This is a genomic window from Prevotella sp. tf2-5, from assembly GCF_900115435.1.
GTDB lineage: Bacteria > Bacteroidota > Bacteroidia > Bacteroidales > Bacteroidaceae > Prevotella.
Window position 1 is genome coordinate 15522 of the sequence record NZ_FOWK01000002.1, and the last position, 13004, is coordinate 28525.

Annotated in this window: 13 protein-coding genes; 10 read left to right on the plus strand and 3 right to left on the minus strand. The window is 47.2% G+C overall.

The annotated features are described in order from the left end of the window. Positions 1 to 2 precede the first annotated feature (2 nt). The 5 genes from BM257_RS02100 to BM257_RS15015 all read left to right on the plus strand — a co-directional run bounded on the left by BM257_RS02100 (position 3) and on the right by BM257_RS15015 (position 3514). Positions 3 to 722 (plus strand): nucleotidyltransferase family protein, encoded by a 720-nt coding sequence (locus tag BM257_RS02100; protein WP_092067780.1) that lies wholly within the window; start codon positions 3 to 5, stop codon positions 720 to 722. A 5-nt stretch (positions 723 to 727) separates the two neighbouring features. Then, entirely contained in the window at positions 728 to 2272 is a 1545-nt protein-coding gene (gene guaA, locus BM257_RS02105) for a glutamine-hydrolyzing GMP synthase (RefSeq protein ID WP_092067782.1), read from the plus strand. A 147-nt stretch (positions 2273 to 2419) separates the two neighbouring features. Further along, entirely contained in the window at positions 2420 to 2893 is a 474-nt protein-coding gene (locus BM257_RS02110) for a DUF2975 domain-containing protein (protein ID WP_092067784.1), read from the plus strand. 2 nt (positions 2894 to 2895) lie between these two features. Next, positions 2896 to 3102, plus strand: coding sequence for a helix-turn-helix domain-containing protein (locus BM257_RS02115; RefSeq protein ID WP_092067786.1), 207 nt, complete (start codon positions 2896 to 2898; stop codon positions 3100 to 3102). A gap of 43 nt (positions 3103 to 3145) precedes the next feature. Beyond that, positions 3146 to 3514 carry a hypothetical protein gene (locus BM257_RS15015; RefSeq protein WP_092067788.1) on the plus strand — a complete coding sequence of 123 codons (369 nt, stop codon included), beginning with the start codon at positions 3146 to 3148 and terminating at the stop codon, positions 3512 to 3514. A 597-nt stretch (positions 3515 to 4111) separates the two neighbouring features. Here the strand turns inward: BM257_RS15015 and BM257_RS02125 are convergent. Both BM257_RS02125 and mscL read right to left on the minus strand, forming a co-directional pair. After that, the gene (locus BM257_RS02125; RefSeq protein WP_092067790.1) at positions 4112 to 5815 is read right to left on the minus strand and encodes a SulP family inorganic anion transporter; all 1704 of its coding nucleotides are present in this window, start codon (positions 5813 to 5815) and stop codon (positions 4112 to 4114) included. Positions 5816 to 5914: 99 nt separating this feature from the next. Continuing rightward, entirely contained in the window at positions 5915 to 6340 is a 426-nt protein-coding gene (mscL, locus tag BM257_RS02130) for a large conductance mechanosensitive channel protein MscL (RefSeq protein WP_092067792.1), read from the minus strand. A gap of 217 nt (positions 6341 to 6557) precedes the next feature. On the opposite strand from mscL, the gene gap reads away from it, so the two are divergent. The 4 genes from gap to BM257_RS02150 all read left to right on the plus strand — a co-directional run bounded on the left by gap (position 6558) and on the right by BM257_RS02150 (position 10116). Continuing rightward, on the plus strand, positions 6558 to 7583 hold the full coding sequence (gene gap / locus BM257_RS02135) for a type I glyceraldehyde-3-phosphate dehydrogenase (protein ID WP_092067794.1): 1026 nt from the start codon (positions 6558 to 6560) through the stop codon (positions 7581 to 7583). Between the two features lie 173 nt (positions 7584 to 7756). Further along, entirely contained in the window at positions 7757 to 8251 is a 495-nt protein-coding gene (locus BM257_RS02140) for an S-ribosylhomocysteine lyase (RefSeq protein WP_092067796.1), read from the plus strand. Positions 8252 to 8260: 9 nt separating this feature from the next. After that, positions 8261 to 9199, plus strand: a complete 939-nt coding sequence (gene miaA / locus BM257_RS02145) for a tRNA (adenosine(37)-N6)-dimethylallyltransferase MiaA (RefSeq protein ID WP_092067798.1) — start codon at positions 8261 to 8263, stop codon at positions 9197 to 9199. Then, complete coding sequence (locus BM257_RS02150; protein WP_092067800.1) at positions 9190 to 10116, plus strand: diacylglycerol/lipid kinase family protein; 927 nt, start codon at positions 9190 to 9192, stop codon at positions 10114 to 10116. Before miaA ends, BM257_RS02150 begins: the two co-directional genes overlap by 10 nt. Here BM257_RS02150 and BM257_RS02155 read toward each other — a convergent pair. After that, a complete protein-coding gene (locus BM257_RS02155) occupies positions 10113 to 10814 on the minus strand; it encodes a Crp/Fnr family transcriptional regulator (RefSeq protein ID WP_369821297.1) in 702 nt (233 codons plus the stop codon). The genes BM257_RS02150 and BM257_RS02155 overlap by 4 nt on opposite strands. A gap of 207 nt (positions 10815 to 11021) precedes the next feature. Here BM257_RS02155 and BM257_RS02160 point away from each other — a divergent pair, with 207 nt between their 5' ends. Continuing rightward, entirely contained in the window at positions 11022 to 13004 is a 1983-nt protein-coding gene (locus BM257_RS02160) for a glycogen debranching enzyme N-terminal domain-containing protein (RefSeq protein WP_177215985.1), read from the plus strand.

Genomic DNA, 13004 nt, shown 5'->3' on the forward strand with positions numbered 1-13004 from the left:
TGATGAGACAGGCGATGATTTTTGCTGCAGGACTGGGCACACGGTTAAAACCGCTGACAGACACGATGCCCAAGGCATTGGTGCCAGTAGGGGGGCAACCCCTGCTTTATCATGTCGTGATGCGGTTGAAGGAAGCGGGCTTTGAGCGTATTGTGGTCAATGTCCATCATTTTGCTGACCAGATCATTGATTATCTGAAAGTCAATGAGAACTTCGGACTCGATATCCGTATCAGTGATGAGCGGGATCAACTCCTGGAGACGGGTGGGGGAATCAAGAAGGCGATGCCATTGTTCGACCCCAACAGTCCCATCCTGATTCATAATGTGGATATCCTCAGCAATCTCGATTTGAGACGACTGCCGATGGATGCTCCCTTGCTTGTCGTCAGCCAGCGTCAGACGAAGCGTTATCTGCTTTTCGATGACGATATGCGTCTGCAAGGTTGGACGAATATCGAGACAGGTGAGCTGAAGGGTCCTGTTGCTGACTCTCACCTCTCTCCCCTAAAAAAACTCGCCTTCAGCGGTATCCATGTCTTTCATCCCTCGCTGACACCCTTGTTGTGTGAGTGGCAAGACAGGTTTCCTATTATGGATTTCTATCTTAAGGCTTGTGCTACCCATCTGATTAAAGGATACGAGGCAACAGACCTCCGACTGTTGGATGTCGGCAAGCTCGATACCCTCGATCAAGCAGAGAAATTTATTACTAATATATAATATATATGCAACAGAAAATCATTATTCTAGACTTCGGCTCCCAGACGACACAGTTGATAGGTCGTCGAGTACGTGAGCTGGATACTTTCTGTGAGATTCTGCCTTATAACAAATTCCCGAAGGATGACCCCAGTGTGATTGGTGTCATTCTGAGTGGCTCACCTTTCAGTGTCCACGACCCGGAGGCTTTTAAGGTAGACCTGAGCCAGTTTGTGGGCAGACTCCCTGTATTGGGAATCTGCTATGGCGCACAGTTTATCTCGCACACCCTCGGAGGTAAAGTGGAAAAGGCAGACTCTCGTGAGTATGGTCGTGCCCATTTGGAGACCATCAATCTCTACAATCCTTTGTTCAAAGGCTTCGACAGAGGCTCACAGGTATGGATGTCGCATGGTGACACTATTACTGCCATCCCTGAGGGTTTTGAGGTGATTGGCTCGACGAAGGACGTGAAGAACGCCGCCTTTGCTTCTGTAGAACAACCCATCTGGGCAGTACAGTTCCATCCGGAAGTTTATCATACTTCACAAGGAGCATTGTTGCTGAAGAATTTCGTGGTGGATATCTGTGGCTCTAAACAAGACTGGAGTGCAGCCTCGTTTGTAGAGACCACTGTGAAGGAGTTGAAAGAACAGGTCGGCAACGACCGTGTCATCCTCGGCTTGTCTGGTGGTGTTGACTCTTCTGTCGCCGCTGTGTTACTTAACAAAGCAATCGGTAAGAACCTTACCTGTATCTTTGTCGATCATGGTATGCTGCGAAAGAACGAGTTCCAGCAGGTAATGGATGACTATAAGGTGCTTGGCCTGAATGTGATTGGTGTCGATGCCAGCGAGAAGTTCTTCAACGACCTTGCTGGTGTGACAGAGCCAGAACAGAAACGTAAGATTATCGGTCGTGACTTCGTGGAGGTGTTTAATGCCGAGGCAAGGAAGATTACTGATGCCAAGTGGCTGGCACAAGGAACGATTTATCCCGACCGTATCGAGTCACTGAATATTACGGGTAAGGTCATCAAGAGTCACCATAACGTGGGTGGACTGCCTAAGGAGATGAACCTCCAGCTCTGTGAACCGCTGAAATGGCTGTTCAAGGATGAGGTGCGTCGTGTCGGTCGTCAAATGGGAATGCCCGAGCATCTCATCACACGTCATCCGTTCCCAGGTCCTGGATTGGCTGTCCGTATCTTAGGCGACATCACACCAGAGAAGGTTCGTGTCTTGCAGGATGCCGATGATATCTATATCCGTGGCTTACGTGAGTATGTCGATACCGATGGTGAGACATTATATAATAAGGTGTGGCAGGCAGGTGCTATCCTGCTGAGTCCTGTCCGCAGCGTTGGTGTGATGGGTGATGAGCGTACTTACGAGAATCCCGTGGCACTCCGTGCCGTTACTTCTACGGATGCGATGACAGCCGACTGGGCTCACCTGCCTTACGATTTCTTGGCAAAGGTCAGCAACGAGATTATCAATAAGGTACGTGGTGTCAACCGCGTCTGCTATGATATCTCGTCAAAGCCACCCGCAACGATCGAGTGGGAGTGATACCTAAAAAGCCGGAAGTGACAACTTCCGGTTTTTTTTATCGAATTTATTTGGTCGTTTGACAAATAATACTTACCTTTGCATATCGATAAACGATAAATTTATCAAAATAAACAATAAAAATTTTATAATAAAAAGTAAGTTGATATGAAGAATTGGATAAAGAATTGGTGGAATATTGATTATCTGTCCCTTGAGGACTCAAGTGCCTACAAACAGCCATGGAGTATTGTAATTAGTGTTGTTCTGTACCTTCTGCTAGACCTATGGCTTTTCATTGGCATACAGGAACGTGTACCGTCTTTCGGAAAAAAAGACTTAAAGGTATGCGCCCTCATGATAGCTTTTCTTATCTGTTTTATCTATATCTGGATAAAAATTGGCAGAAACATCAGACAAGGAAAAGTCTTTACTAAGGACAACGCCCGACTTTTCACACGGATGGGCAACCTTGTAACTTTGTTCTCTTTCGTACTTGGTGCATTGATATTTGACATCTCTCAATATTGGACAGTGTTTGTGACGACATTCTCTTTTCTAATAGGAGGAGCTTTGGAGTTGACTGGTTGGATGATACAGCGAGGTATTGACATGCAAAAAGAGCAGGAATTAACGATATAGCGATGGGACAGATCATTGTCAATTTAGACGTGGAGATGGCAAAGCGTAAGATATCACTGGGTGAACTCGCCGAGCGGATAGGACTGACGCAGGCAAATCTCAGTATCCTGAAGACGGGAAAGGCAAGGGCAGTACGCTTTACCACCCTTGAGGCAATCTGTCGCGAGCTGGGTTGCCAGCCGGGCGATATCCTGGAGTATAGGGAATGAGCTATCCCACTATCTCCTTCGCCCTTGCTAGGGCGAGGTCGATGTGGTTACAGATGTTCTCCTCACCGATGATGCGCTGGAAGTTATTGCGTTTGAGGACGGTCTCCACCTTCTCGTTGACACCAGAGAGGACGACGGTGAGGTCAAATTCGAAAGTGAGAACGGGTGGACGGAGTATTACGTCCTGACGTACACAGGGACGAAGAACGCCAACGGTCATGTGTTCAACGTGCTGATGGTCGACACGGACATGATAGAGGAGGAAGGCAAGATCGCCGTCAAACAGGTGGGCGATGCCAGTAAGACGCAACCTTATATCCTGATCAAGGCTGTCAGCCCGAACATGAGGAAGCATATGATTAACAATCAGAAGCTTATGATGGTGTTCACCAACGGTGCCGGTATTCCCTAACTTCCCCATACAACGATTAAAAAAGGACAAGTACGGGAGTAGTTGTCAAACTACTCCCGTCTTGAAACGCCCTGTACATCTACGTTTCAGAAGAAAAAGGGAGAAGGGGAGTAGTAAATCTGCTGGCGAAAACACGGGAATGCCTTCTATCACTTGTTCGGATATCTCCTATGGGGGTATTCCAATGTCTCCTATACTTTTGGGAGGTATTCCTTTACCCCCATAACAGGCATTGGCATAAAGCATAGAAGGCATTTGTATCAGGAAGCGCAAGAAAAAAAACGAAAAAGGGGAGGCATTCATCCACAAAATCACCAGAATGTGAAAGTGTGAAAATGTGATTTTGTGACTTTAAGCCGTTTTCGAGGTGCAAAGGGTAAGAAGTAATAATATTATTATTAATATATTAATTTAAATATTATGATAAATACAAATAAGGGATACCCTCTGTTTGCTGAGTTTGTGGGGTAGGAAATTCCTTAAATTCACAAAATCACAAATTCACAAAATCACAAATTTGTCAAGAACAACCGTACTGTCAAGCAGATGCTGCAGTCACAATAAGGGACGTCAGCGCTTCATCATTTGCTTTCTCTTTTATCCCTCGACAATCTCCTTGGCGCGAGCCAGGGCGAGGTCGATGTGGTTACAGATGTTCTCCTCACCGATGATGCGCTGGAAGTTATTGCGTTTGAGGACGGTCTCCACCTTCTCGTTGACACCAGAGAGGACGACGGTGATACCCTCCTTCTGACTCATCATACACATGTTCTCGAGGTTGTGCAGTCCTGTGGAGTCGATGAAGGGAACTTTACGCATACGGATGATACGGACCTTCGGGTGTTTGCCATAGCGTGCCATGATATCCTCGAAACGGTTGCCGGCACCAAAGAAGTAAGGACCGTTGATCTCATAGACCTCCACACCCTTGGGGATGGTGAGGTGCTCCAGGTTGCCACGCTCCATATCCGCATCCTCGTTCAAGTCGATCTCCTTAAGGACGGCATGAACATCCGTCGTCTCTGCCATACGACGCATAAAGAGCAGACAGGCACAGATGAGTCCGAACTCGATGGCGACGGTGAGGTCGAAGATGATGGTGAGGAAGAATGTGAGCAGCAAGACGGTGATGTCGCTTTTCGGGTTGCGTAACATAGCGAGGAAAGAACGCCATCCACTCATACCATAAGAGACAACGACTAGTACGCCGGCAAGACATGCCATAGGGATATACTGGGCGAGGGGCATGAGGAACAGGAAGATGAGCGTCAGGACGGCGGCATGGATGATGCCAGCCACAGGGGTGCGTCCTCCATTGTTGATATTCGTCATCGTACGGGCGATGGCTCCTGTTGCGGGAATACCGCCGAAGAGGGGAGAGGCGATATTCGCGATACCTTGTCCGATAAGCTCTGTATTCGAGTTATGATGGTCACCGATGACACCATCCGCAACGGTAGCGGAGAGTAATGACTCGATGGCTCCCAGGACGGCAATGGTGACCGCGGGTCCTACCAGTCCCTTGATAGTCTCCCACGAGAGGGCTGGTACGACAGCACCAGGCAGTTGGGAGTTGATGCTGAAACGGTCGCCGATGGTCTCTATGGAGGTGACACCCGCATATTGTTTCAGTAATAAGGTGGCAATGGTAATGACGATGATTGCCACCAGAGAACCGGGAAGTGAGCGTAAGGGTGACAGACGGAACATCCGTGCCAGTATGGGCCAGGCGGCAATGATAACGACACTTGCCAGTCCCATGACGGCACTCCATGGGTCAATGTTCCCCAGGTTCGAGAAATAGGCTATCCATTTCTCCACGAAGTCGGTAGGTACCACATCCATCGTCATGCCGAAGAGGTCCTTGATCTGTGTGGTGAAGATCGTGACGGCAATACCGCTGGTAAAGCCCACGACGATAGGATAGGGGATGTATTTGATGATCGTTCCGAGTCGGAGCACACCTAACAGGATCAGGAAGACACCAGCCATCAGGGTGGCGATGGTCAGTCCCTGTATGCCATATTGTTGGATGATACCATAGACAATGACGATGAAGGCACCCGTGGGTCCTCCGATCTGTACCTTGCTGCCTCCAAACAATGAGATCATGAGTCCTGCCACAATGGCAGTGATGATACCTTTCTCAGGTGACACACCGCTGGCAATACCAAAGGCGATGGCGAGAGGGAGTGCCACGATACCCACAATGATACCCGCCATCAGGTCGGCGAGGAACGTCTTTTTGTCGTAATGCTTGATTGCCGAAAACATCTTCGGCTTGAAATCTAATGTCTTCATTATCCTAATTTTCGATTTTCGTGTACAAAAGTATACAAATAATATAAGGTGACAAAATAATGCCACCTTATATTATAATAATTAGGTTAAATTCTTGATTTATTTCAGCTTCAGCAGGTCGCGGATCTCTTCTAACAGCTCCTCCTGGGTTGGTCCTGCGGGAGCCTCGGGAGCTGGCTCTTCCTTCTTACGGTTCAGCTTGTTCATCGTCTTAATCATCAAGAAGATACAGAAAGCGATGATGATGAAGTCGATGATGTTCTGACAGAACTGACCCCATGCAAACACGTTGGCACCAGCCTCCTGAGCGGCAGCCAGTGTAGCATACTCCTTGTCATCAGATAGGTTGACGAACAGGTTGGTGAAGTCGATGCCACCAGTGCAGAGACTGATAATAGGCATCAGCACGTCGGCTACCAAAGAAGAAACGATCTTACCAAAAGCACCGCCGATGATAACACCGACTGCCATGTCCATCACGTTGCCCTTCATGGCAAACTCTTTGAATTCTTTTAAAAATCCCATAATCTTAGCTTTTAATGTTTAACTATAATGTTTAAATTGTAATCTACATTTTACAATCTCAGACTATCGTCCTTGATTTATCTCATTTTTAATGTTTAATGTCAAATCTTTAATCTTAATTAAGATACAAATCAAGTGCAAATATAGATATTTTTTCGTAACTTTGTGCCCGAAAAAGGAAAAAATTTTAATAAACCCTTTAAATAATTAAGTAAAAATGACAAAAGTAGCAATTAACGGTTTCGGCCGTATCGGTCGCCTCGCATTCCGTCAGATGTTCGAGGCTGAAGGTTATGAGGTAGTAGCTATCAACGACTTGACAAGCCCAAAGATGCTTGCTCATCTGTTGAAGTATGACACCGCTCAGGGTGGTTTCTGTGGCAAGTTCGGTGAGAACAAGCACACTGTAGACTGCACAGAGAACTCTATCATCGTTGATGGTAAGGAGATCACTATCTATGCTGTTCCTAACGCTGCTGAGCTGCCTTGGGGTAAGCTGGACGTAGACGTTGTCCTGGAGTGCACAGGTTTCTATACTTCTAAGGAGAAGGCTTCTGCTCACCTGACCGCTGGTGCCAAGAAGGTTGTTATCTCTGCTCCTGCTGGTAACGATCTGCCTACTATCGTATACAACGTTAACCACAAGACTTTGACTCCTGCTGACACCGTTATCTCTGCAGCTTCTTGCACCACTAACTGTCTGGCTCCTATGACAAAGGCTCTGAACGACTTCGCTCCTATCCAGAGCGGTATCATGACAACTGTTCACGCTTACACTGGTGACCAGATGATCCTGGACGGTCCTCAGCGCAAGGGTGATGTTCAGCGTGCACGTGCTGGTGCTCAGAACATCGTTCCTAACTCAACTGGTGCTGCTAAGGCTATCGGTCTGGTTATTCCTGAGCTGAACGGTAAGCTGATCGGTGCTGCTCAGCGCGTTCCAACTCCTACAGGTTCTACCACTATCCTGCACGCTGTTGTTAAGGGTGAGGTTACTGTTGAGGGTATCAACGCTGCTATGAAGGCTGCTACCAACGAGAGCTTCGGTTACACTGAGGAGAAGCTTGTTTCAAGCGATATCATCGGTATGAAGTTCGGTTCACTCTTCGACGCTAACCAGACCATGGTTTCTAAGATGGGTGACGGTAACTCTCTCGTACAGGTTGTTGCTTGGTACGACAATGAGAACTCTTACACTTCTCAGATGGTTCGTACTATCAAGTACCTCGCAGAACTCAAATAAGCAGCGAGAGCAGACGAAAGCTCGCTTTCAGTATGCCGAGTCGCGTATCTGCGTCGACGAAGTCAACTGAAATAATCGCAATTGATAATTGACAATTGAAAATAAAAGCTGTCCGATTTTGTCGGACGGCTTTTTTTATGTATTTTTGCACACAGAACCAAAAAACAAAACAGATGGAAGTTATTCAGAGTTTTACTATTGACCACACTCGTTTGAAACCAGGTATCTATCTCTCAAGGGATGACAAACGGTTCAGGACCTTCGACCTCCGTATCACGGAACCGAACAAGGAACCGGCAGTGGCGCCTGCCGCCATGCATAGTATCGAGCATCTGATGGCGACATGGTTTCGCAACTCACAGGTGAAAGACGATGTGGTGTATGTCGGTCCGATGGGCTGTATGACGGGTATGTATATCGTTATGACGGGTGATTATAATGTCCTTGACATGAGGGAGTTGACAATCCAATGCTTGGAATGGATACTGACACAGGATGAGGTACCCGCTACCACCCCAGAGACTTGTGGTAACTATCTGCTCCATGACTTGCCGATGTGTAAGTGGGAGTGTAAGAGGTATCTGCAACGGTTGCAGAATGATTTCCATTGTGAGTATAATCAGTTGGAGGTAAGACTTGCTGACGGCAAGGTCTTTGCCGATGCATAAACAGTCATGATGGCAAAGCAGATGATCACCATACTTGGTCCTACAGCCAGTGGTAAGACTCCATTGGCGGCGGCACTGGCGGAGAAGGTTGGTGGAGAGATTATCTCCGCGGACTCCCGTCAGGTGTATCGTCGTATGGACATCGGTACGGGAAAGGATTTGGGAGATTATATATTAAAGATTAAAGATGAAATAGTAAAGATCCCCTATCATCTGATTGACATCTGTGAGCCTGGTACGAAATACAACCTCTTCCAATATCAGCAGGATTTCTATGATGCCTATCAGGATATCTGCCGTCGTGGGGTGGTCCCCATCCTCTGTGGGGGTACAGGGCTTTATATAGAGGCGGTATTGAAAGGTTATAAACTATCACCGGTCCCTCAGAATCCTGAGTTGCGCCAACGTCTGGAAAGCAAATCGTTGGAGGAGTTGACAGAAATGTTAGTGGAGCTGAAGGAGAAAAACGGTTCTAATATGCATAACAAGACGGATGTGGACTCCTGTCAGCGTGCTATCCGAGCCATAGAGATCGAGACTTATAACCTGGAACATCCCATGCCCAGGAGGGAACTGCCTCCTGTTGACTCACTCATTGTCGGTGTCCATATCGACAGGGAGCAGCGCCGTGAGAAAATCAGCCGACGACTGAAAGCGCGACTGGAGGAGGGGATGATTGATGAGGTCAAGGCATTACTGGCAGAAGGAATCCCGTCAGAGGACCTGCTCTATTATGGACTGGAATATAAATTTGTGACTGAATATATTATCGGTAATACAACCTATGACGAGATGTTCCAACATCTGGAGATAGCCATTCATCAGTTTGCCAAGCGACAGATGACATGGTTCAGGGGAATGGAGCGTCGTGGTTTCAAAATTCATTGGATTGATGCGATGCAGCCGATGGATGATAAAGTGAAGGAGATATTAGCACTATGGCAGTAGAAGAGACAAGATGGGGTATCTTATATTGTCCCAAGGGACGATCCAGTAAGCAACGTGAGAAAATCCAAGCGGTGTTGGATGAGCGTCATGTCCAATATGACTTTGTGCAGAGTGAGACTTCGGACAGTGTGGAACGGTTGATGTTGATGCTGATACATAATGGCTATAAGACGATTATCGTGATGGGGGGGGACTCTGCCTTGAACGATGCTGTCAACTGTCTGATGCAGGTGGAGAAACAGGTTCGTGACACCATTGCCTTGGGAGTGATTCCCAATGGTGTGATGAACGACTTCGCCCGCTACTGGGATTTCAAGGAGGGTAATATGGAACAGACGGTCGACTGGCTGATAAAGCGTCGTGTCCGTCCTGTTGACTTGGGATGTATACGTTATACCAATAAGAAAGGAGAGAAATGTAACCGTTATTTCCTGAATTGTGTTAATGTCGGATTGATCGCTGATGTGATGAATATGCGACGACAGACCCGTTCGATGCTGGGGTCGCGTACCTTGTCCTTTATCGTCTCTGTCTTCCTGATGATCTTTCACCGTATGGACTATAAGATGAATGTGAAGATCAATTCTGATGTCATCAACCGTAAGGTGATGACGATGTGTGTGGGAAGCGGACCGGGATACGGACAGACTCCTAATGCTGTCCCCTATAACGGACTCCTCGACGTGTCTGTGGTCTATCATACAGGACTTTTGCAAGTCTTTGCCGGTCTGTGGCTGTTGTTAACGGGACGCTTCCTTAACCATCGTAGTGTGCATCCCTACCGAACCCGTGAGGTGAGGATAGAAGAGGCGAAGCATGCCTTGGTGAGTATTGACGGCAGACTGATGGGTACTCCCGTCGGGGCATACTATATAGACGTGGAGCAGGAAGTCATTCAATTCCTGATCCCAGATTAACCGTTCTTGGAGATTTTCAATAACTTGGGCTCGTCAAGTAAGATGATACTTTTGCCGTCAATGGAGATCAGCTCTTCTGAGGCAAAAGCGGAGAGGGTGCGAATGGCGTTGCTCGTCGTCATGTTCGAAAGGTTGGCAAGGTCTTCACGACTCAGACAGATGGATAATGTCTTGCCATCTTCCTCTGTACCATATTTGTTCTTCAGTCGGAGCAATGCCTCGGCGAGTCGTCCCCGGATATGCTTTTGAGTGAGATTGACGGTCTGTTCGTCCGCATGACCTAACAGGCTCGCCAGTTGCTTGATAAAGTAAATGGCAACATCATTGTTGTCCCGGATAATCGTCTTGATGACAGGGAGCGGGATCTGGCAGACCGTTGCCGTATCAAAAGCGGCGGAGGATGTGCTGTAGTGGTCACCGACAAAGCCTGCGCGATAGCCGAAGAAACCCTGTGGCTTTGCCATGCGTACAATCTGTGGACGACCACCTATTCCTTCCTTAAAGATTTTTACTTTGCCCTTGACAAGACAGAAAAGGTGTTCAGGGGTTTCCTTCTCGTGATAGATGAATTCACTCTTCTTGAATCTCTCCAATGAGACGTGTTTCATCAAGAAAAGTTGCTGCTCCTCTGTGAGAAGTTCCCAAAGGTCTTTCATCGCTTGTCTAATCTGGTCCTTTTCTGTATCTTTTCCTACTATGAACATAAGGTGTCAACTATCATTAGCGGTGCAAAAGTAATAAAAAAGGCTAAACTGACAATGCTTTTGTTGTAAAGAATCTTCCACTTCACATAAAAAACAAAGGTTTTTACAAAAAAAAACTCTTTTTATTTTGTAGTCACAGTGAAATTGTGTACTTTTGGGAATTGAAAACAAATCTAAAACGAAAACCTTAAAATAGGAACTATGAGTTATTTGCGATTAGAAAAAGCTGTAATGACTAACCTGGAGGAGTCCCTCCGTCGTGAATTACTTCGGACAAACCGTTCTGGTGCCTATAGCAGTTCAACGCTTGTCGACTGCAATACGCGTAAGTATCATGGTTTGCTCGTTGTTCCCGTTCCAGAACTTGATGATGAGAATCATGTGCTCTTGTCATCGCTTGACTGTACGGTAATTCAGCACGGCGCTGAGTTTAATCTCGGACTCCATAAATATCAGGGAAACAATTTCAGCCCGAAAGGTCACAAGTACATCCGGGAGTTTACTTGTGATGTGGTGCCTACTACACTTTATCGTGTTGGTGGCGTGTTATTAAAGAGGGAGACTATCTTCCAGTGTTATGAGGATCGTATCTTGATTCGTTATACCTTGGAGGATGCTCATTCCGCTACGACGTTGCGATTCCGTCCGTTCCTCGCCTTCCGCTCTGTAAGGCAGTTTACGCATGAGAATTCAACGGCATCTCGTGAGTATCATGAGGTGGATAATGGTATCAAGACCTGTATGTATGCTGGTTATCCAGACCTCTACATGCAGTTCAATAAGAAAAACGAGTTCGTATTCCAGCCAGATTGGTATCGTGGCGTGGAGTATCCGAAAGAGCAGGAGCGTGGTTATGCCTCTAATGAGGATCTTTATGTTCCAGGCTATTTTGAAGTGTCCATCAAGAAGGGTGAGAGTATCATCTTTGCCGCTTCTACGAAGGAAATTAAGAGTAATAGCCTGAAGAGTCTGTTCCAAAAGGAGATTGATGTACGTCAGCCTCGTGATAACTTCTATCACTGTCTGGTTGCCGCAGCCCATCAGTTCCACTTCCGCGATCGTCGTAGTGGCAGTTCCGCAGAAGAGCTTGACGACAGTGATGATCGTTACCTGCTGGCAGGTTATCCTTGGTTCAAGGCACGTGCCCGTGATACGTTTATCGCATTGCCAGGCTTGACTCTCGCTATTGGTGAGCAGGACTATTTCGAGCATGTGATGAAGACGGCAGAGAAGGGGCTCCGTGAGTTTATGGAGGACAAACCTCTCAGTGTGAAGATCTACGAGATAGAGCATCCGGATGTTCCTCTGTGGGCAATCTGGGCTATCCAGCAATATACCAAGGATGCCGGAAAGGAAAAGGGGTATAAGATGTATGGAAAACTAGTCCGTGATATCGTAGAGTATGTCATCAAGGGTGGTAATCCAACGATGCGTCTGGATGATAACGGACTGCTTTATGCGAATGGTCGCGACAAGGCGATCACATGGATGAACTCCACCGCTAACGGTCATCCTGTCGTCCCCCGTTCTGGCTATATCGTAGAGTTCAATGCCTTGTGGTATAACGCCCTGAAGTTCTGCGCTTCCTTGGAAGAGGAGTTCGGCGATAAGAAATTCGCAGCGAAACTGGAGGAACGTTCTGAGACTTGCAAGGTGTCGTTCGTGGATACTTTCCTCAACGAATATGGCTATCTGCTTGACTATGTAGATGGCAATATGATGGACTGGAGTGTTCGTCCGAATATGATCTTCCCTGTAGCCTTTGACTATTCTCCATTGTCACAGGAACAGAAGAAGAGCGTTTTGGATGTCTGCACCCGTGAGTTGCTGACACCGAAGGGACTTCGCTCACTGTCTCCGAAGAGTGGTGGTTACAACCCGATGTATGTCGGTCCGCAGACTCAGCGTGACTATGCATACCATCAGGGTACAGCATGGCCCTGGCTCGGTGGATTCTATATGGAGGCCTGTCTGAAGATTTACAAGCGCACACGTTTGAGTTTTGTGGAGCGTCAGATGGTAGGCTACGAGGATGAGATCAACTATCACGCACTGGGAACCATCAGTGAGCTGTTCGACGGTAACCCGCCATTCCATGGACGTGGCGCTATGGCATTTGCCATGAATGTCGCTGAGATCCTGCGTACGTTGAAACTGTTGGAGAAATATACTTATCAAAAGTAA